Origin of the sequence: Pseudomonas sp. P7779 (assembly GCF_013386315.1) — a bacterium.
Lineage (GTDB): Bacteria > Pseudomonadota > Gammaproteobacteria > Pseudomonadales > Pseudomonadaceae > Aquipseudomonas.
This window is the reverse complement of sequence record NZ_JACARZ010000079.1, coordinates 45726-66203: the sequence shown is the minus strand read 5'-3', so window position 1 is coordinate 66203 and position 20478 is coordinate 45726. Positions and strand designations below refer to the sequence as shown.

The 20478-nt window shown below is 61.5% G+C and carries 16 protein-coding genes; 7 read left to right on the top strand and 9 right to left on the bottom strand.

All coding sequences use genetic code 11. The features are described from left to right. The first annotated feature begins 4 nt into the window (after window positions 1–4). Window positions 5–1717, top strand: a complete 1713-nt coding sequence (locus tag HX869_RS22625) for a PTS fructose-like transporter subunit IIB (RefSeq protein ID WP_003215951.1) — start codon at window positions 5–7, stop codon at window positions 1715–1717. Between the two features lie 186 nt (window positions 1718–1903). Beyond that, entirely contained in the window at window positions 1904–3445 is a 1542-nt protein-coding gene (locus HX869_RS22620) for an alkaline phosphatase (RefSeq protein ID WP_178903666.1), read from the top strand. A gap of 149 nt (window positions 3446–3594) precedes the next feature. Here the strand turns inward: HX869_RS22620 and HX869_RS22615 are convergent, their stop codons facing one another. Then, on the bottom strand, window positions 3595–6120 hold the full coding sequence (locus HX869_RS22615) for a sulfite reductase flavoprotein subunit alpha (RefSeq protein ID WP_178903677.1): 2526 nt from the start codon (window positions 6118–6120) through the stop codon (window positions 3595–3597). A gap of 135 nt (window positions 6121–6255) precedes the next feature. Next, window positions 6256–8550 (bottom strand): TonB-dependent siderophore receptor, encoded by a 2295-nt coding sequence (locus HX869_RS22610; RefSeq protein WP_178903665.1) that lies wholly within the window; start codon window positions 8548–8550, stop codon window positions 6256–6258. 219 nt (window positions 8551–8769) lie between these two features. Here HX869_RS22610 and HX869_RS22605 point away from each other — a divergent pair, with 219 nt between their 5' ends. After that, window positions 8770–9450 (top strand): Fe2+-dependent dioxygenase, encoded by a 681-nt coding sequence (locus HX869_RS22605; RefSeq protein ID WP_178903664.1) that lies wholly within the window; start codon window positions 8770–8772, stop codon window positions 9448–9450. A gap of 2 nt (window positions 9451–9452) precedes the next feature. Beyond that, window positions 9453–10253 carry a tetratricopeptide repeat protein gene (locus HX869_RS22600; RefSeq protein ID WP_177027806.1) on the top strand — a complete coding sequence of 267 codons (801 nt, stop codon included), beginning with the start codon at window positions 9453–9455 and terminating at the stop codon, window positions 10251–10253. Window positions 10254–10319: 66 nt separating this feature from the next. On the opposite strand, the gene HX869_RS22595 is transcribed toward HX869_RS22600, so the two are convergent. The 5 genes from HX869_RS22595 to HX869_RS22575 form a co-directional block, all read right to left on the bottom strand. Next, window positions 10320–11483, bottom strand: a complete 1164-nt coding sequence (locus HX869_RS22595; protein ID WP_003215969.1) for a type III PLP-dependent enzyme — start codon at window positions 11481–11483, stop codon at window positions 10320–10322. Between the two features lie 474 nt (window positions 11484–11957). Next, window positions 11958–13115 (bottom strand): betaine/proline/choline family ABC transporter ATP-binding protein, encoded by a 1158-nt coding sequence (locus HX869_RS22590; RefSeq protein ID WP_008437274.1) that lies wholly within the window; start codon window positions 13113–13115, stop codon window positions 11958–11960. Continuing rightward, on the bottom strand, window positions 13112–13765 hold the full coding sequence (locus HX869_RS22585) for an ABC transporter permease (protein WP_003215973.1): 654 nt from the start codon (window positions 13763–13765) through the stop codon (window positions 13112–13114). The genes HX869_RS22590 and HX869_RS22585 overlap by 4 nt, the downstream gene beginning before the upstream one ends. An 11-nt stretch (window positions 13766–13776) precedes the next feature. After that, window positions 13777–14670: a glycine betaine ABC transporter substrate-binding protein gene (locus tag HX869_RS22580; RefSeq protein ID WP_003215975.1), complete on the bottom strand. Its 894-nt coding sequence runs from the start codon at window positions 14668–14670 to the stop codon at window positions 13777–13779. Between the two features lie 38 nt (window positions 14671–14708). Beyond that, the gene (locus HX869_RS22575) at window positions 14709–15461 is read right to left on the bottom strand and encodes an ABC transporter permease (RefSeq protein ID WP_233092015.1); all 753 of its coding nucleotides are present in this window, start codon (window positions 15459–15461) and stop codon (window positions 14709–14711) included. Between the two features lie 295 nt (window positions 15462–15756). Between HX869_RS22575 and HX869_RS22570 the strand changes: the two genes are divergently transcribed. The 3 genes from HX869_RS22570 (at window position 15757) to HX869_RS22560 (ending at window position 18420) form a co-directional block, all read left to right on the top strand. Beyond that, window positions 15757–17340: a peptide chain release factor 3 gene (locus HX869_RS22570; protein WP_003215978.1), complete on the top strand. Its 1584-nt coding sequence runs from the start codon at window positions 15757–15759 to the stop codon at window positions 17338–17340. Window positions 17341–17528: 188 nt separating this feature from the next. Then, window positions 17529–17999, top strand: coding sequence for a hypothetical protein (locus HX869_RS22565; RefSeq protein ID WP_177116871.1), 471 nt, complete (start codon window positions 17529–17531; stop codon window positions 17997–17999). 145 nt (window positions 18000–18144) lie between these two features. After that, window positions 18145–18420 carry a hypothetical protein gene (locus HX869_RS22560; RefSeq protein WP_003215984.1) on the top strand — a complete coding sequence of 92 codons (276 nt, stop codon included), beginning with the start codon at window positions 18145–18147 and terminating at the stop codon, window positions 18418–18420. A 113-nt stretch (window positions 18421–18533) separates the two neighbouring features. Here HX869_RS22560 and HX869_RS22555 read toward each other — a convergent pair whose 3' ends face one another. Beyond that, complete coding sequence (locus tag HX869_RS22555; RefSeq protein ID WP_003215987.1) at window positions 18534–19505, bottom strand: peptide ABC transporter ATP-binding protein; 972 nt, start codon at window positions 19503–19505, stop codon at window positions 18534–18536. Continuing rightward, window positions 19505–20473, bottom strand: coding sequence for an ABC transporter ATP-binding protein (locus HX869_RS22550; protein WP_178903663.1), 969 nt, complete (start codon window positions 20471–20473; stop codon window positions 19505–19507). The genes HX869_RS22555 and HX869_RS22550 overlap by 1 nt, the downstream gene beginning before the upstream one ends. Between the last annotated feature and the right edge of the window lie 5 nt (window positions 20474–20478).

Here is a 20478-nt window from a genome sequence, read left to right as displayed (position 1 = left end):
GGTCATGAAGTTAGCCATTGTTACTGCCTGCCCGAACGGCATGGTCACCAGTGTGCTGTGCGCCCGCTTGCTGGATGCTGCCGCGCAACGCCAGGGCTGGAGCACCAGCGTCGAAGTGGTCGACGTGCAGCATCCGGAACGCCAATTGTCGGCGGCCACCCTTGAAGCCGCCGAGTGGGTATTGCTGGTCAGCAGCACGCCGGTGGACATGCAGCGTTTTGTCGGCAAACGCGTATTCCGCAGCACGCCCGCCCAGGCGTTGCAGGATGTGGACGCGGTGTTGCGTCGCGGAGCCGAGGAGGCCCAGGTGCAGGTAGCTGACGCGGCACCGGCGAAAAGCACGCCGCGTATCGTCGCGATCACCGCGTGCCCGACCGGCGTCGCCCACACCTTCATGGCTGCCGAAGCGTTGCAGCAAACCGCCAAGCGCCTCGGGTATGACTTGCAGGTGGAAACCCAGGGCTCCGTGGGCGCCCGCACGCCGCTGAGTCCCGAGGCGATTCGTGACGCCGACGTGGTGCTGCTCGCCGCCGACATCGAAGTCGCCACCGAGCGCTTTGCCGGCAAGAAAATCTATCGCTGCGGCACCGGGATCGCGCTCAAGCAATCCGAGGCGACCCTCAACAAGGCGCTGGCCGAAGGCAAGCAGGAATCCGCTGCCAGTGGTGCCGCAGCCAAACCGGAGAAGACCGGTGTCTACAAACACTTGCTCACCGGCGTGTCGTTCATGCTGCCGATGGTGGTGGCGGGCGGTCTGCTGATCGCCCTGTCATTCGTGTTCGGCATTCATGCCTTTGAAGAAAAAGGCACCCTGGCCGCCGCGCTGAAAACCGTCGGCGACCAGGCGTTCATGCTGATGGTGCCGCTGCTGGCGGGTTACATCGCCTACTCGATTGCCGACCGTCCTGGATTGGCCCCCGGCATGATCGGTGGCCTGCTGGCCAGCACCTTGGGCGCGGGGTTTATCGGCGGGATCTTCGCCGGCTTTCTCGCCGGCTACTGCGTCAAATTCATCAGCCGCGCGATCCGTTTGCCCCAGAGCCTGGAAGCCCTCAAGCCGATCCTGATCATCCCGTTGCTGGCGAGTCTGTTCACCGGCCTGGCGATGATTTACCTGGTAGGGCCGCCGGTGGCGAAGATGCTCACCGGCCTCACGGATTTTCTCAGCACCATGGGCACCACCAACGCCGTGCTGCTGGGCATCTTGCTGGGCGGCATGATGTGCGTCGATCTCGGTGGCCCGATCAACAAGGCAGCCTACGCGTTTTCCGTCGGCCTGCTGGCAGCGCAAAGCGGTGCCCCCATGGCCGCGACCATGGCCGCCGGCATGGTGCCGCCGATTGGCATGGGCATCGCCACCTTCCTGGCGCGGCGCAAGTTCGCCCAGACCGAGCGTGAAGCCGGCAAGGCCGCGCTAATCCTCGGCATGTGCTTTATCTCTGAAGGCGCAATTCCGTTTGCTGCCAAGGACCCGCTGCGGGTAATCCCGGCAAGCATCGCCGGCGGTGCGCTGACCGGTGCGCTGTCGATGTATTTCGGCTGCAAGCTGATGGCGCCCCATGGTGGATTGTTTGTGATGCTGATCCCGAATGCGATCAACCATGCGCTGCTGTACCTGCTGGCGATCGTGGCGGGCAGTTTGTTGACGGCCGTGGTGTATGCATTCCTCAAGCGCCCTGAGACCGTAGAACTTTCTGTCGCACCCGCCCAGGCATAACGCGGTTCATGTAGGAGCTGGCTTGCCTGCGATGCAGGCACCTCGGTGTATCAACGCAACCGAGTTGAGGCTATCGCAGGCAAGCCAGCTCCCACATTTGACCTCCGTGAGCAATAAGGCCGGTGTCATAACTCGTTCATCCCGTCATGCTTAAGTTTCCCTTTTGCTGCTCGAGAGGGAACCCGCATGAGCCACTTCAATCTCGGCCGCCGCCGCGTGATGCAAGCCGTCGGCGCAGGCCTGTTGCTGCCGGGCCTCGCGCCTGCGGTGATCGCCTCGGTCAAGGATCGCCCGCAACTCACCGACGGCGTGCAGTCCGGCGACCTGCTGGGCGACCGCGCGATGATCTGGAGCCGCAGCGACCGCCCGGCCCGGATGGTGGTGGAGTGGGACACCCGCAGCGTATTCAGCAACCCGCGCAAATTCGTCTCGCCCCTGGCCGACAGCCGCACCGATTTCACCGCCCGTGTCGAACTCACCGGCCTGCCCGTCGACCAGGCGATTTTCTACCGTGTGCACTTTGAAGATGCCCAGACCGGCGTGGCCAGCGAGCCCTGGTTCGGTCACCTGCGCAGCGTGCCGCAGCAGCGCCGGGATATCCGCTTTGTGTGGAGCGGCGACACCGTCGGCCAGGGCTTCGGCATCAACCCGGACATCGGCGGCATGCGCATCTACGAAGCCATGCGCCTGCGCCTGCCGGACTTCTTCATTCACAGCGGCGACACCATCTACGCCGACGGCCCGGTGCCCGCGCAACTGACCACCGAGGACGGACGCATCTGGCGCAACATCATCACTGAAGCCAAAAGCAAAGTCGCTGAAACCCTGAATGAATACCGGGGCAACTACCGCTACAACCTGATGGACGAGAACGTACGTCGCTTCAACGCCGAAGTGCCGCAGATCTGGCAGTGGGACGACCACGAGGTGATCAACAACTGGTCGCCGAGCAAGCAACTGGATGAACGCTACAAGACTCGCGACATCAATACCCTGGTAGGCCGTGCGCGCCAGGCCTGGCTGGAATATTCACCGATGCGCCGGCAAAGCGCCGACCAGGGCGGGCGGATTTATCGCAAGCTCAGCTACGGCCCGTTGCTGGATGTGTTTGTGCTGGACATGCGCAGCTATCGCGGGCCGAACGATGACAACCTTGGCGGTGAAAAACCGTTCCTTGGGCGTGAGCAACTGGACTGGCTGAAGCGCGAATTGAAGGCCTCCCAGGCGCAGTGGAAAGTCATCGCCGCCGACATGCCCATTGGCCTGGGCGTGCCCGACGGTGAGGTCAGCCCCGGCGTGCCGCGTTGGGAAGCGATCGCCAACGGCGACCCGGGCCCGGCCCAGGGGCGCGAGTTGGAAACTGCCGAATTGCTCGCGTTTCTGCGGGCGCAGCAGGTGCGTAATCACGTGTGGCTGACGGCGGATGTGCATTACTGCGCGGCCCATCATTACCATCCGGATCGGGCGGCGTTTCAGGATTTTGAGCCGTTCTGGGAGTTTGTCGCCGGGCCGTTGAATGCCGGGAGTTTCGGGCCTAATCCGCTGGATAAAACCTTTGGCCCGGAAGTGGTGTTCGAGAAGGCGCCGACGGTGCAGAACAGCTCGCCGTTTGCCGGGTTCCAGTTTTTTGGCGAGGTGCAGATTGACGGGCAGACGGCGGAGCTGACGGTGATTTTGCGGGACCTGGATGGGGTTTCGGTGTTTGAGCAGAAGCTGGCGCCAGTGTGATTGCAATGCAATCTACCTACTGAAGAAGAGCCAATGTGGGAGCGGGCTTGCTCGCGAAGGCGGTGTGTCAGTCAACAGATGTATGGACTGATCCACTGCCTTCGCGAGCAAGCCCGCTCCCACATTTTGATCGGTGTATCTTCAGGGGGTCAGTAAACATCCCGGCGGTAGCGGCCCTGCTCGATCAAGCGTTCGACGGCTTCGCTGCCCAGCACATCGTGCAGCACCTGATCCACTCCCGCCGCCATCCCCTGCAAACTGCCGCAGACGTAAATCGCGGCGCCATCCGCCACCCATTTACGCAGCACATCCGCCGACTCACGCAGGCGGTCCTGAACGTAGATTTTCTCTGCCTGATCCCGGGAAAAGGCCAGGTCCAGTAGCGCCAGGTCACCGCTGGCCAGCCAGCCTTGCAACTCATCCTGGCAGTGGTAGTCGTGGGCGATATTGCGTTCGCCAAACAGCAGCCAGTTGCGCTGCTGGCCGTCGGCAACCCGCGCCTTGAGCAGGCTGCGCAACCCGGCAAGGCCGGTGCCGTTGCCCAGCAGGATCATCGGGAGCGGCTCGGTCGGCAGATGGAAACCACTGTTGCGCCGCACTCGCAGGCTGATGGTCGAACCCAGCGGTGCATGTTCGGTCAACCAGCCGGAACCCACGCCCACGCTGCCATCGGGGTGACGCTCCTGGCGCACGATCAGCTCCAGCACACCGTCGCTGGCAATCGAGGCGATGGAGTATTCGCGCATGCCCAGCGGCACCAGTGCATTGACCAGCGCCTGGGCATGCAGGCCCACCAGGTGTGCGCGATTGTCCGGCAGTTGGCGGCCGGCCAGGGCCTGGTCGAGGGTGTGTGCAAGGCCGTCGACTACCACACCTTCGCTGCCGGCCAGTCCCAGGCCTTCCAGGAAGTGTTCGATGGCCCATGGGCAATTGCGTGGCAGCACTTCCACCAGGTCGCCGGCCAGCCAGTCTCGGGGGGCTGGCGGGGTGAGCCCGAGCAAATAGACGCCGGAGCCACTGCTGTGCGGGTTGAGCAGGGTGCGTTGCTTCAGGGTCCAGTTTTCATAGGTCGCGCTGGCCCATGCCGCAGCGGGTGCATGGCCGGTCAGTTGGCCCAGTTGTTGTTGCCAGTGCAGCAACGCATCGGTGTCGCCGCTGTCGACTTCCACCGGGGCGAACAGCGGGTTGCCGCCCTGGTTGGTCAGCCAGAAATGCAGGCGCCGTGCGAAGCCGCAGAAGTGTTGGTACTGGCGATCACCCAGGGCCAACACCGAGTAGTTCAGGCCCTTGAGGGACAGGTCCTGGCCGAGCACGCTGCGCTCGAAACCGCGGGCGCTGTCCGGTGCCTCGCCGTCGCCGAAGGTGCTGACCACGAACAGCGCATGGCTCGATTGGCGCAAATCCTCTTCGCTGACGCTGCCCAGCGACTGCACGTTCACTGGCACGCCGGCGGCCTGCAACTGCCCGGCGGTCTGCCAGGCCAGTTGCTCGGCAAAGCCGCTCTGGCTGGCAAAGCCGATCAGCCAGGCCGGCGCGTCGCTGTGGTTGCCGGTCAGGCCTTTGCGGGCATCGCGCACCTGGCGTTTCTTGCGGCGGCGGTCCAGATACAGCAGCCAGCCGGTGATGAAGAACAGCGGCATCAGCAGCGCGCTGAACGTCAGGATGATCCGGCCGGGCAGGCCGAAGTAGCTGCCGGTGTGCAGCGCATAGATACTGGTCAGGATCTGCGCCTTGAAGCTTTTGCTGGCGTAGGTGTCATGGGATTTGACTTCGCCGGTGGCCGGGTCGAGGTTGATCTGGTTCAGCGCGCGATCGTGGGGCGAGGTCTTCAGCAGGTAGTAGACGGTGGCGGGTTGGCCGGCGACCGCGGGCATGCGGATGTTGTAGCCGCTCAAGCCGGGGCCGGCGTTGCTGTAGATGCTGCTCCAGATCGCGGCGTAATTGGCCACCGGCGCAGGCCCTTCGGGGGCCGGGCCGCGCTTGCGTACGCGTTCGTTCTGCGGCGCGTCGGACAGCAGTCTGGTCATGCCGTTGCTGTACCACTCGTAGGACCAGAACAGTCCGGTCAGTGCCGCCAGAAGATAGAACAGCAGGCACCAGGTGCCGAATACCGAGTGCAGGTCCCAGTTGAAACTGCGGCCTTTCTTGCGCCAGTCCACCGCCAGCCATGCACGCCAGCTTGCCACCTGGCGCGGCCAGCGCAGGTACAGGCCCGAAAGGCAGAAGAACACCAGGATCAGCGTGCAGGCGCCGGTGATTTGCCGGCCGGTGTCGCCGATGGCGAGGAAGCGGTGCAGTTGCAGCACGAAGCCGAAGAATTCCTGGCCGACGGCATCGCCCAGGTAGTCGCCGGTGTACGGGTCGAAGTAGCGCATCTGCCCGCGACGTTCACCGGGCGGTGGGGTGAACCAGACCTTGGCCGCGTTGGTGCTGTCGGGCTGCACCGTGAGCATCGACACGACTTTGCCTTCGCGGGCTTCCAGCAGGTGCACCAGTTCAGCGGGCGGCAGTACCCCGGCCGGACGCTTTTCCACCGTCAACACCGTCGGGTTCAGCAACTCGATGATTTCATCCTGGAACGACACCGTTGCGCCGGTGATCCCCATCAAGGCCAACACCAGCCCGGCGGTAATGCCGAAGAACCAATGCAACTGGAACAGGGTTTTCTTCAACACGTCGTACGGCCTCGTCATCAGGTTAGGTGTTTCACGGCGCGCATTATGCCGCGAGTTGTCGAGAAAGATTCTTTTTTACACGCAAAAACCCCACGCATCCGATGCGTGGGGTTTCGTGCAGTCATTTGTATCGGTTTAGAAATGGAAACTGGTGGTCAGCAGGGCCGTACGCCCGGCTGCCTGGTTGGCAAAATGCGAGGCATAGGCCTTGTCGTAGTAGGTCTTGTCGGTGAGGTTCTGCACGTTCAACTGCAGGTCGACGTTCTTGGTCAGCTTGTAGCTGGCCATGGCGTCGTAGCGGGTGTAGGACGGCACGTAGACGGTGTTGCCCGCATCGCCGTAGACCTCGTCGACATAGAACGCGCCGCCGCCGATGGTGAGCTTCGGTGTCACGTCATACGTCGTCCACAGGCTGAAGGTGTTCTTCGGCGTGTTGGGCATCTGGTTGCCTTTGTTCGAGCCGGCACTGACGACACCGTTACGACCGTTCAGGCCCGGGTCCACCAGTTCGCTTTTCAGGTAGCTGTAGCCGGCGAACACTTGCCATTGATCGGTCAGCTTGCCGCTGGCGGAAAGCTCCAGGCCGTCGACGCGGGATTCGCCACCGTTTTCATAGGTCAGCGCGTCCACCAGGATCCGCGTGTTTTTCTTCTCGGTGCGGAACACCGCAGCGGTCAGGGACAGGCGGTCGTGGAACATGTCCCACTTGGTGCCCAGCTCGTAGTTGACGGTCTCTTCCGGTTTCAGGTCGCTGGTGGCGGCGCCGGCAGACAGCGGGTTGCCGTCGGCGCCTTCACCTACCAGGCCGCCGGCCGGTGAGGCTGAGGTGGCGTAGGAGGCATAGATGCTGCCGTTTTCAACCGGCTTCCAGACCAGGCCCGCCTGCCAGTTGAAGAACTGGCTGTCGTTCTTGATCTTGCTGCGGGCCTTGACGGTGGCGGTCGGCACCGCATTGGTGTTGGCCACGGTGTCGAAGGTGTCGTAGCGCAGGCCGACGTTCAGCAGCCATTTCGGGTCCAGCTCGATGGTGTCGAACACATAGGCGGCACGGCTGGTGGCCTTGGTGTTGGTGCCGTTGTAGTTGCGCGCAATGCTGCCGGTCCAGGCATCGTCCGGGTTCGGGTTGCCCAGCGAGGTGCACTGGCCGCCTTTGCCGGGCGCCGGGCAACCGGGGTTGCTGTTCGGGCTGACGGTGTAGCCGCTGTAGCGGGTTTCTTCGCCGGTGAATTCCAGCCCGGTGGAGTAGGTGTTCTTGAAGCCCAGCGCCTGGAAGCTGCCAAACAGATCGGTCTGGTTGGTGGTGGTCTCGGTGGTGGACACGCGGGTGTTCGCTCGGCGCCACACGGTGCCGAACTGGTTGACGTTGTGCTGGCTGTCGTCGGGTTGCGTGACGATATAGTCCTGGCCGGTGTTGCCGTGGCGCAGGGTGTTTTTCAGCGTCATGTTGTCGTTCAGGTCGTGCTCGATGGAGAACGTGCTGATGTCGGCGCGGGTCTTGCGGAAGTCGCGATCCTTGAGGCCGTAGAAGTTGTTGCTGTCGCCGCCGTCGGTTGGCTTGTCATGCACGTGGGCGGCTCTTGCGCCGCTGTTGCTGTAGCTATACGGAATGCCCGAATCCGGCAGGTCGTTGCTTTCCATGTGGTAGTAGCTGAAGTTGACTCGGGTCGGAGTGCCCAGGCCGAAGGTCAGCGACGGCGCCACGCCCCAGCGGTCGTAGTTGACGGCATCACGCCCGGCGACGTTCTGTTCGTGGCTCATCAGGTTCAGGCGGAAGGCCGCGCTGTCGAGGAACTGACGGTTGACGTCGAGCACATAGCGGCGGGTCTGGTCGGAGCCGTAGGTGAAGCCACCGTTGGTGAAGTCCCGCGCCTGTGGCGTCTTGCTCACCAGGTTGAGACTGCCGCCGGCCGAGCCGCGGCCGCCGAATGACGAGTTGGGGCCTTTGCTGACTTCGATGGATTCGATGTCGAAGATCTCGCGGCTCTGGCCGCCCGTGTCGCGCACGCCGTCGAGGTAGGTATCGCCCTGGGCGTCGAAGCCGCGAATGAACGGACGGTCGCCCTGCGGGTTGCCGCCTTCACCGGCGCCGAAGGTAATCCCCGGCACGGTGCGCAAGGCGTCCTGCAACGAGGTGGCGGCGGTGTCCTTGAGCACTTGCTGCGGCACCACGGTGACCGAGCGCGGAGTATCTACCAGCGGCGCGGTGTACTTCTGCGAGGAGGCTTTTTCGACCTGGTAGGACGTGCTGTCCTGTTCCTGGCCGGTGATGCTGGTGGCTCCCAGGGAAATGCTGTTGCGCTCGCCTTTCTGCTCGGTGTCTTCAGCAGCTTGCGCCATTTGGGCGGCAGAGCTGGCGCTGATGGCAACGCCGATGGCCGAGGCCAGCAAACGTGGTGAACTGGCAGGTGTTTTTATCGAAGTGCGCGGCATGAAAGTGTCCTTTCCCCAAGGAGGTGAGGCCGCGGAATATAGGGAGAACAAGACTTCATATCAATTGCGATACATTACTATTCGCACTGAATTTACGTTCTTTACACTTTTTGCTTACGGTTTTGACGATCTCGTTCGTCCTTTGGGCGGGAGTAGGGTTGTACACAGTCAATAAGAATCACTACCATTGGCGTCTCACTGTTTTCAGGTAATGCCTCCATGTTGCTGCACATTCCCGGCCTGTTCTCTCGCGAGGAAGTGCTGCGCATCCGCGAAGCCCTGGCGCACACCGAGTGGGCCGACGGCAAAATCACTGCCGGGCACCAATCGGCCAAGGCCAAACACAACCTGCAACTGCCGGAAGGCCACCCGCTGGCAAAGGAAATCGGCGCGGCGATCCTTGATCGCCTGTGGAAAAATCCGCTGTTCATGTCAGCGGCGTTACCGCACAAGGTCTTCCCGCCATTGCTCAACTGTTACACCGCCGGTGGCAGTTTCGACTTCCATATCGACAACGCCGTGCGCCAGTCCAAGGGCAGCCACGAGCGGGTGCGCACTGACCTTTCCTCCACCGTATTTTTCAGCGGCCCCGACGACTACGACGGCGGCGAGCTGGAAATCCAGGACACCTTCGGCCTGCAGCGGGTCAAGTTGCCGGCGGGCGACATGGTGCTGTACCCCGGCTCCAGCCTGCACAAGGTCAACGCCGTTACCCGTGGCGCGCGCTACGCCTCGTTTTTCTGGACCCAAAGCCTGGTGCGCGAGGACAGCCAGCGCACCTTGCTGTTCGAGATGGACGGGGCGATCCAGCAACTGAGCCGCGACGTGCCCGACCACCCCGCGCTGATCCAGCTCACCGGCACCTATCACAACCTGCTGCGCCGCTGGGTTGAGGTCTGACCGTGGGCTTTTTATTGCGCCGTGAAGAAGTCCTCAACGTTGAGCAATTGCAGAGCATGCTCGACGACTCCCCGGTGCGCGCCGCCCAGGCGATTTTGATCGCCGCGAAAGAGGGTGTGGTGGATGCCCAGGCGCTGCTCGGGCAAATCCTGCTGGAAGGGCGCGGCATCGAGCGCGATGAAGCACTGGCAATGCGCTGGTTCCGCATCGCCGCCAAGGGCGGGCATTTGATGGCGCGCAATATGCTCGGGCGTTGCCTGGAGCATGGCTGGGGTTGCGAGGCGGATGCCGTGGCGGCGGCCCGGGAATATCGTCGGGCGGCCGAGGCCGGGCTGGATTGGGGTTTGTACAACTACGCCAACCTGCTGGCGACCGGGCGCGGGGTTGCCGAGGATCAAGCCCAGGCGCTGGCGTGTTATCGACAGGCGGCGGAACTGGGCCATGCCAAGTCGATGAACCTGCTGGGGCGTTATCTGGAAGAAGGGCAGTACTGCCCGAGGGATCTGGAGGCGGCGGTGGCGTGGTATCGCCAGTCAGCAGAAGGCGGGGATTTTCGCGGGCAGTTCAGTTATGCGGCGGTGTTGGCGGACCGGGGCGAGATAGAAACGGCACTGGAATGGTTGCGCAAGGCACTGGCGGGCGGGAATTTGAAGTTCTTGCGGGTGGCGCACAAGGCGTTGTGTGCCGCCAATGAGCCGCAGATACGGGCAATGGCCGAGATCTATCAAGAGCATGCGATTGAACTTGATCGTTCCCACGCGCTGCGTGGAAATGCCGCCCTGGACGCTCTGCGTCCGCTCTAACGGCGTGACGCAGAGCGTCACCGGATGCGTTCCCACGCAGAGCGTGGGAACGATCAGGGCGTGCGTTTACAGGTAGAACGATTTCAATGGCGGGAAGCCATTGAATTCAACTGCGCTGTAGCTGGTGGTGTACGCACCGGTGGACAACCAGTACATCCGGTCACCAATCGCCAGGTTCAGCGGCAGGCCGTACTTGTAGTTCTCGTACATGATGTCGGCGCTGTCGCAGGTCGGGCCGGCGATGACCACTTCTTCCATCTCGCCTTTCTTCTCGGTCCAGATCGGGAACTTGATGGCTTCGTCCATGGTTTCGATCAGGCCGGAGAATTTGCCCACGTCGGTGTATACCCAGCGCTCGACGGCGGTGCGGGATTTACGCGCAACCAGTACCACTTCGCTGACCAGGATCCCGGCGTTGGCGATCAACGAACGGCCCGGCTCCAGGATGATTTCCGGCAGATCGTCACCGAAGTCTTCCTTGAGGAAGCGGATGATTTCCTCGGCGTAGGTTTCCAGGCTGTTGGTGCGGGTGATGTAGTTGGCCGGGAAGCCACCGCCCATGTTGATCAGCTTCAGGTGGATGCCGTCTTCTTCCTTCAGGCGCTCGAAGATCACTTTGACCTTGGCAATCGCCGCGTCCCACACGCTGATGTCACGCTGCTGCGAGCCGACGTGGAAGGAGATGCCGTAAGGCACCAGGCCCAGGTCGCGAGCGAGAATCAGCAGGTCCATGGCCATGTCGGTCTGGCAGCCGAATTTGCGCGACAGCGGCCAGTCGGCCGTGGTCGAGCCTTCGGTGAGGATACGCACATACACTTTCGAACCCGGGGCGGCCTTGGCGATGTTGCGCAGGTCGGCTTCGGAGTCGGTGGAGAACAGCCGCACGCCCTTCTCGTAGAAGTAGCGGATGTCCTTGGATTTCTTGATGGTGTTGCCGTAGCTGATACGGTCGGGGCTGACGCCGCGGTCCATGACCTTGTCCAGCTCGTAGATCGACGCGATGTCGAAGCTCGAACCCTTGTCCTTGAGCAGGTCGATGATCTCGACGGCCGGGTTGGCCTTGACGGCGTAATACACCTTTGCGAATTCGAAACCGGCGCGCAGGTCATCGTAGGCCTGGCTGATCATCGCGGTGTCGATCACCACGAACGGGGTTTCCTGGGTGTCGGCGAACGCCTTCATTTTGTCAAAAGTGGCGCGCGCGAAATAGTCTTCGACCTGGATCGACATGCTGGGAACTCCTACTGGCAAACTAGATTGATCAATGGGTGCAAATGAACGTCCTCCGTATCCCCACTTTGGTTCGCCTACTTCCCAAGGCATGTCGCCGAAAGCAAAAAGGCCATGGGATCAACCGCTTCCCTTGGCCTTGCTGTCTCGTCGTCAGTACTTGAGCCGGATGGATCGTTTCCAGCATGGACGTTCGGCGCGAACTTTAGGACGTGAGGGGCTATAGATCAACTAAAAATGTCGCGTTTTTGCACGCGTTCGTCGTGCGGTCGCGTGCAGCTACTTATGTAACCGACCGGTATGACGGATTGATGTTCCCCGGTAGGGGCAATTTGAGGTGTTGCGGGTACAGTGAAGATCCAATGTGGGAGCGGGCTTGCTCGCGAAGGCGGTGTATCAGCCAATGCATCCGGTGACTGACACTCCGCCTTCGCGAGCAAGCCCGCTCCCACATTTTGACCGCTGTGTGTCAGGTCAGGCCAGTGCTGTCTCGGCAGGCGACACAATGCTGGTCTTGCCCCCACGGGACTTACCGGAACTCAGGTACTCGGCAATCGACTCCTGGGTCACTTCCCCGAGGAACACCCGCTCCGCATCCATCACCGGCAACCACGAGCGGTTGAACTCGTACATCCGCGACAGCAGGATGCGCAAATGCTCGTCATACGCCGCCGTGGCGTTGAATTCCCGCAGGTACTGGCCGCAGGTACCGGTCTGACGATGCAGGTCGCGACGTCGCACATAACCCAGGGCCTTGTTCTCGGCATCGGTGACCACCACGTAGCGACGGTCCAGCTCATCCATCTGCTCCAGGGCATCCGCCACCGGGGTTTCCGGGCTGACCGACGGCGCGTTGTCCGCCGCATCTTCAGCCTTCACCAGCAGCAGGCGCTTGAGGGTGCTGTCCTGGCCAACGAAGTTGCTGACGAATTCGTCGGCAGGGTGGGCCAGCAGGGTGTCCGGGTGGTCGATCTGCAGCAGCTTGCCGGCGCGGAAGATCGCGATCTTGTCACCCAGCTTGATGGCTTCGTCGATGTCGTGGCTGACCATGATCACGGTCTTGTTCAGCGCGCGCTGCATCTCGAAAAACTCGTTCTGGATCATCTCGCGGTTGATCGGGTCGACCGCGCCGAACGGCTCATCCATCAGCAGCAACGGTGCATCCGCCGCCAGGGCGCGGATCACGCCGATCCGCTGCTGCTGGCCGCCGGACAGTTCACGCGGGTAGCGATGCAGGTACTGCTTGGGTTCGAGCTTGATCATGCTCATCAACTCGCGGGCGCGGTCGTGGCATTTCTGCTTGTCCCAGCCCAGCAACTTGGGCACCACCACGATGTTCTCTTCGATGGTCATGTTCGGGAACAGACCGATCTGCTGGATCACGTAGCCGATGTTGCGACGCAGGGTCACTTCGTCGAGGTCGGTGGTGTCTTCGCCGTTGATCAGGATCTTGCCGGAGGTCGGCTTGATCAGGCGGTTGATCATCTTCAGCGTGGTGCTCTTGCCGCAGCCCGAGGGGCCGAGGAATACGCAAATTTCGCCTTCGTTGACGGTCAGGCTTACGGAATCAACGGCGGTGATGGTCTTGCCGTTGCTTTGGAAGGTCTTGGTCAGGTTTTGAAGTTCGATCATTTGAGCAGTCCTTTTGGAGTCAGCGTGCGTTGCAGCCATTGCAGAAGCAGGTCGGCGAAGATGGCCAGGAGACTGACCAGCACGGCGCCAACGATCAGCATCGACATGTCGCTGCGGCTGATGGAAGCCAGAATAAGTACACCCAGGCCACCGGCGCCGATGGTGGCGGCGATGGTCATCACACCAATGTTCATGACGACGGCGGTGCGCACACCGGCGAGGATCACCGGTACGGCAATCGGCAGCTCGACCATGCGCAAGCGCTGGCCGAAGGTCATGCCGATGCCTTTGGCGGCCTCGCGAATGCCTGGCTCAACGCCGGTGAGGGCGAGGTAGGTGTTACGCATGATGGGCAACAGGGAATAGAGGAACACGGCGGTGATCGCCGGCATCGGCCCCAGGCCCTGGCCGAACTTGGAGTAGAACGGCAGCAGCAGGCCGAACAGCGCAATCGACGGCACGGTCAGCAACACCGTGGCACTGGCTTGCAATGGGCCGGCGAGCGTCGGGAAGCGGGTCATCAGCACGCCCAGGGGCACGCCGACGACGATTGCGAGGATCACTGCAATGCCGACCAGGGTGATGTGCTGCCAGGTCAGGTGCAGGACTTGGGCCCAATCAAGATGGGAAAAGGCGTTCAGGAATTCCATGTCTTCTCCTCTTAGTTGATCGGATGCTGGCGCAGGAAATCTGCGGCCACGGCGGACGGGCTTTCGTGGTCGACGTCGACCCGCGCGTTCAGCTGGCGCATGGTTTCGTCGTCGAACAGCGCAGCCAGTGGCTTGAGATCAGCGGCCAGTTGCGGATGGGCATCGAGGTAAACCTGACGCACCACCGGCGCGGCGGTGTAGTCCGGGAAGTAGTGCTTGTCGTCTTCCAGCAGCTTCAATTTGAAGGCGTTCAGGCGACCGTCGGTGGTGTAGACCAAGCCGGCAAACACCTGGCCATTACGCAGCGCGGTGTACACCAGGCCGGCGTCCATCTGCCGGGTGTTCTTGCGGGTCAGGTTCATGTCGTACAGCTTGACCATGCCGGCCATGCCGTCGGAACGGTTGGCGAACTCGGTGTCCAGGGCCACCAGGCGGTTTTCCTTGGTTTTCTCGGCCAGTGCCGCGGTCAGGTCGCTGATGCTGTTGATCTGCGGGAATTCCTTGGCCACGTTCTCTGGCAGGGCCAGGGCGTAGGTGTTGCTGAATTTCGACGGGGAGAGCCAGACCAGGCCTTTTTTCGCGTCGAGTTCTTTCACTCGGGCGTAGGACTGTTCGCTGTCGAGCTTCTCGTCGACGTGGTTGTAGGCCACCAGCGACACGCCGGTGTATTCCCAGATCAGGTCCAGTTGCCCGCTTTCCTGGGCACTGCGCGCCAGGTTGCTGCCCAGGCCGCCGGTCACACGGGTGTCGTAGCCCTTGGTGCGCAGGTACTGGGAGGTGATTTCGGCGAGCAGGGTCTGTTCAGTGAACACCCGGGCGCCGATGCGGATGACCGGTTTTTCAGCGGCTTGCGCAAACCCTGCGAACAGCAGGACGCAGCTCAATATCAATGTCAGTTTTTTCATGTGAATTCCTGTTTCAGGCCCAAGACGGGGCCAAAGCCTTAAGACGGACGCAACCCGCGTTCCAGCCAAAGGCGGCTGGCCATGGTCACCAGACCGTCGAGCAGCAAGGCCAGCAGCGCGGTGCATGCGGCGCCGAGCAGCAGTTGCGGCTGATTGTTCAGGGCGATGCCGGGGAAGATCAGGCTGCCCAGGCTGTTGGCGCCAATCAGGAACGCCAGGGGCGCGGTACCGACGTTGATCGCCAGGGCCACGCGCACACCGCCGATGATGATCGGCACGGCGTTGGGCAATTCCACGCGAAACAGCACCTGGCGCGGCGTCATGCCGATGCCGACGGCGGCTTCTTTCAGGGAACCTTGAACGTTTTTCAGGCCTTCATAGGTGTTGCGCACGATGGGCAGCAACGAGGCGAGGAACAGCGCGAAGATCGCGGGGCCGCTGCCGATGCCAAGGACACCGAGGGCGATGGCCAGTACGGCCAGGGGAGGGACGGTATTGCCGATGTTGAAGATCTGCATGAAGCGTTCTGCGCGCCCGACCATGTTGGGTCGGCTCAGCAGGATACCGGCGGGAATCCCTACGATCAGGGCGGCCAGCATCGAAACAAGGACGAGGATCAAGTGAGCTTGCAGGTAAAACAACAAATCGTCGCGGTACAGTTCGATCGTGTTGATGCCGATCCAGTGGACCAGCAGGGCCAGGAGAGCGACGACAACCGCTCCTCCTATCAGCCCTTTGCCATAGCGAATAGCCACAGGCGGACTCCTTTTTTCTTTTGTCGGCGAACACATTTCCGAGCGGCAATGCCATTCCTGGCTGTCGGCGAATGTGGTCGCGAATAGCAGCTCGCCCGTACCGGCAACGCGGTATGCGGTCGAGCCATGAGCGCAGCCTCGTCAGGCTAACTTGCTGATTTTTCAGCCCCTGTTACGAGTGCGATAGCAGGGGAGTGGACGTCTCTACCTTTTAAAAGGTTCCATACTTGGCAGCAATTAGCCACCCCCAATGGGGTGAACGGTGGTCCGTCACCCCGGGTTTGCGCTATACTCGCCGCCCTTTTTTGACTCACCTGCCAGGCGATTTCCCATGACCCACCAGGCCGCCGAAGTCGCGAAACGCCGCACTTTCGCCATTATTTCCCACCCCGATGCCGGTAAAACCACCATCACCGAAAAGCTGTTGCTGATGGGCAAGGCGATCGCGGTGGCCGGCACGGTGAAATCCCGTAAATCCGACCGCCATGCCACCTCCGACTGGATGGAAATGGAAAAGCAGCGTGGTATTTCCATTACCACGTCGGTCATGCAGTTCCCGTATCGCGACCACATGATCAACCTGCTCGACACCCCGGGCCACGAAGACTTCTCCGAAGACACCTACCGCACCCTGACGGCGGTGGACTCGGCGCTGATGGTCCTCGACGGTGGTAAAGGCGTCGAGCCCCGCACCATCGCGCTGATGGACGTGTGCCGCCTGCGGGATACGCCGATTGTCAGCTTTATCAACAAACTCGACCGTGACATCCGCGACCCGATCGAACTGCTGGACGAAATCGAAGCCGTCCTGAAGATCAAGGCTGCGCCGATCACCTGGCCGATTGGTTGCTACCGCGACTTCAAGGGCGTGTACCACCTGGCCGACGACTACATCATTGTGTACACCGCCGGCCACGGCCACGAACGTACCGATGTGAAAATCATCGAGAAGCTCGACTCCGACGAAGCCCGCGCCCACCTGGGTGACGAGTACGACCGGTTTGTCGACCAGCTGGAACTGGTGCAGGGCGCCTGCCACGAGTTCAACCAGCAGGAATTCCTCGACGGCCAGCTGACGCCGGTGTTCTTCGGTACCGCCCTGGGCAACTTCGGTGTCGATCACGTGCTGGATGCCGTGGTCAATTGGGCCCCCAAGCCGCTGGCCCGGGTTGCCAACGAGCGTACCGTGGAGCCTGTGGAAGAGAAATTCGCCGGCTTCGTGTTCAAGATCCAGGCGAACATGGACCCCAAGCACCGCGACCGTATCGCCTTCATGCGTATCTGCTCCGGCAAATACGAAAAAGGCATGAAGATGCGCCACGTGCGTACCGGCAAGGACGTGCGCATCGGCGACGCCCTGACCTTCTTCTCCTCCGAGCGTGAGCAGCTGGAAGAAGCGTATGCCGGCGATATCATCGGCTTGCACAACCACGGCACCATCCAGATCGGTGACACCTTCACCGAAGGCGAAGTGCTGGGCTTCACCGGTATCCCGCACTTCGCCCCGGAACTGTTCCGCCGCGTACGCCTGCGTGACCCGCTGAAATCCAAGCAACTGCGCCAGGGTTTGCAGCAGTTGGCGGAAGAGGGCGCCACCCAGGTGTTCTTCCCGGAGCGCAGCAACGACATCATCCTCGGCGCCGTCGGTGTGCTGCAGTTCGATGTAGTGGCCAGTCGCCTGAAAGAGGAATACAAGGTGGAATGCTCTTATGAGCCGATCACCGTGTACTCCGCGCGCTGGATCGACTGCAGCGATAAGAAGAAGCTGGAAGAGTTCAAGATCAAGGCCGTGGAAAACCTCGCGATCGACGGCGGTGGTCACCTGACCTACCTGGCCCCGACCCGGGTCAACCTGGCGCTGATGGAAGAGCGCTGGCCGGATGTGAAATTCCGCGCGACCCGTGAGCATCATTAAGATCTGAGCGGTACACCAAAAGGCGAAGCTGTCATGGCTTCGCCTTTTTTCATGCCCGAGAAAAGTGAATGGGCGGGTGTTGCATGCTTGCTGAATCGTTTCTCTGTGAGACTTGACAGTATTTCCCTGCCTTGCCTTCGGTCTATAAAGGCGATGCAGCGAGTCCCTTTAAAAGATGAGGTGATGACATGACTGATCCTAAAGCAAACGGTTCTTCAGGTGATATGCACGTTGTTTTAGTGCCTGAGCAAAATATGATGCTGACCCATGATGTCTTGCTTACTGCACTGTCCCGTCTAGTTGCAGTCGCTGGATACCATGGCGGGGTTAATGGGGTATCCATTCACTTTCTTCGAACAGGTCTTTCAGGCATTCAAAAAGGTGATGTTTTCAAAGTCGGTGTTCATGATGGCCTGGAAGTGGCGGCGATTGATTACACGTTCGAAGGTGATCACAGCATCCATGAGGCGGTAGACGGAAAAATTACTGTAGAGGATATCGATCATTCGCTGCCCTCTCTTCGTCTTAGCTTTGAGTTTCACGGCGAATTCAACCACGAAGTTGAAAACTTCCATGGGTCGTGCCGAGTCGAGGGGCTGGACAATTCCGGCTATGAAAAGATCAAGAGCCGATTTTCGAAAGACAGGCGAGAAGCGTAGAAAACCGTTCGCAGGGGATTGAAGCGATTGTGCCGCCCATCCAGGCCAGGTGTTGCGAGAACGCCGCATTGGGTCTAGCGTCTATCGTGGCGACGGTAAAAGGCTGTCGTGCGCAATTCATCTTCTGACTGGGCGGAATTCGACCATGAGTATCTTTCAACGTGTGGTGCTGTTGCTCAAAGTGCTGGTGATGATGTCATTGGGCATGTCTGCCGCGTGGGCCAATACGGCTGTGCAAAGCCATGGCACGGGGTTTGTGGCGGCGAAGACGGTGCAGGCGGGTGGCTTGCAGTTGGCCAAGAGTGAATCCGAGCCCGGTGACGAAAACCAGGGCGGTTCCAAGGACGATGACGATGCCGAGAACCCGGACAATGATGGCGAAGACAGCGACACCTACAACGATGGCGACAGCGATACATAAGTAACGCAGGCAAAAGAAAGCCCCGCTTGCCGAACAGATGCGCTATCCGACAAGCAGGGCTGTAGAACACTGGAATGCTCTGGACTCACCCTCCAGAGCATTTTTTTTGCACGTCAGACCACAAATTGCTCCGCGTAGTGGCAAGCCACCTGGCGGTTGTCGAGTGGTCGCAGCACCGGTTCATCGGTACTGCACAGCTGGGTCGCGTACGGGCAGCGCTTGTGGAAGGCGCAGCCGGATGGCGGGTTCAACGGGTTGGGCAACTCGCCGACGATTTTGATCTTCGGTTTGTTCGGGTCCGGATGAATGGTGGGGGTTGCCGACAGCAACGCCTGGGTGTACGGGTGCAGCGGGCGTGCGTAGATGTCTTCCTTCGGGCCCACTTCCACCGGGCGGCCGAGGTACATCACCATTACGTCGTCGGCGACGTGCTGCACCACCGCGAGGTTGTGGGAGATGAACACGTAGGCGGTGTTGAATTCCTGCTGCAAATCCATGAACAGGTTCAGCACCTGGGCCTGGATCGATACGTCCAGCGCCGAGGTCGGTTCATCCGCCACCAGCACCTTGGGTTGCAGCATCATCGCCCGCGCCAGTGCGATTCGCTGGCGCTGGCCGCCGGAGAACATGTGCGGGTAGCGCTGATAATGCTCAGGGCGCAGGCCCACTTGCTTCATCATCGCCTGGACCTTTTCCCGGCGCTCGGCGGCAGACAGGTTGGTGTTGATCAGCAGCGGCTCGCCCAGTTGGTCGCCGACCTTCTGGCGCGGGTTCAGCGAGGCGTAAGGGCTCTGGAACACCATCTGCACGTCTTTGCGCAGTTGCTTGCGCTGGGCCTTGTCGGCACCGGCGACTTCTTGCCCGGCGATTTTCAGCGAGCCGGAAGACGGCTCTTCAATCAGGGTCAGGGCGCGGGCCAGGGTGGATTTGCCGCAACCGGATTCGCCCACGACCGCGAGGGTCTTGCCGGCTTCCAGCTCGAACGACACACCGTTGAGTGCGCGCACCAGGGCATGGCCCTTGAACAGGCCACGGGACACTTCGTAGTGACGGGTCAGGTCGCGGGCGGTAAGTACGACGGCCATTACGCCACCTCCTGATTCAGCGGGTAGTAGCAGCGGGCAAGGCTGTTGCTTTTCGGGTCAAGGCCCGGGCGTTGGGCGCGGCAGGACTCCTGCACATACGGGCACCGCGGCGACAGCAGGCAACCCTGCGGGCGGTCATAGCGGCCGGGAACGATACCCGGCAGCGTGGCCAGGCGCGTGGCGCCGAGGCTGTGCTCGGGGATCGCCTTGAGCAACGCTTCGCTGTACGGGTGCGCCGGGATGTCGAACAACTGCGGCACCTGGCCGACTTCCACGGCCTGGCCGGCATACATCACGCACACGCGCTGGGCGGTTTCGGCCACTACCGCGAGGTCATGCGTGATCAGCACCAGGCCCATGTTCTGCTCTTTCTGCAAGGCCAGCAGCAGGTCCATGATCTGGGCCTGGATGGTCACGTCGAGCGCAGTAGTCGGTTCATCGGCGATCAGCAGTTTCGGCTCGCCGGCAATCGCCATGGCGATGGCCACACGTTGGCTCATACCACCGGACAGCTGGTGCGGGTAGGCATCCATACGGCTGGCTGCGCCCGGGATTTCCACCTTTTCGAGCAGTTCGATGGCACGCTTGCGCGCTTGCTTGCCGGACATTTTCAAATGCAGGCGCAGCACTTCTTCGATCTGGAAACCCACGGTGTAGCTGGGGTTCAGGGCGGTCATCGGGTCCTGGAAGACCATCGCCAGGTCTTTACCGACGATCTGCCGACGCTGGCGGTTGCTCAGCTTGAGCATGTCCTTGCCGTCGAAGTTCAGGGCGTCGGCAGTGACGATGCCGGGGTGCTCGATCAGGCCCATCAGCGCCATCATGGTCACGGATTTACCCGAACCCGACTCGCCAACGATCGCCAGTACTTCGCCTTTGTCGACGGAGATGTCGAGGCCATCGACCACCGGTACGGCGGTCTTGTCGCCGAAGCGGACATTGAGATTCTTGATTTCTAGCAGTGACATGGGAA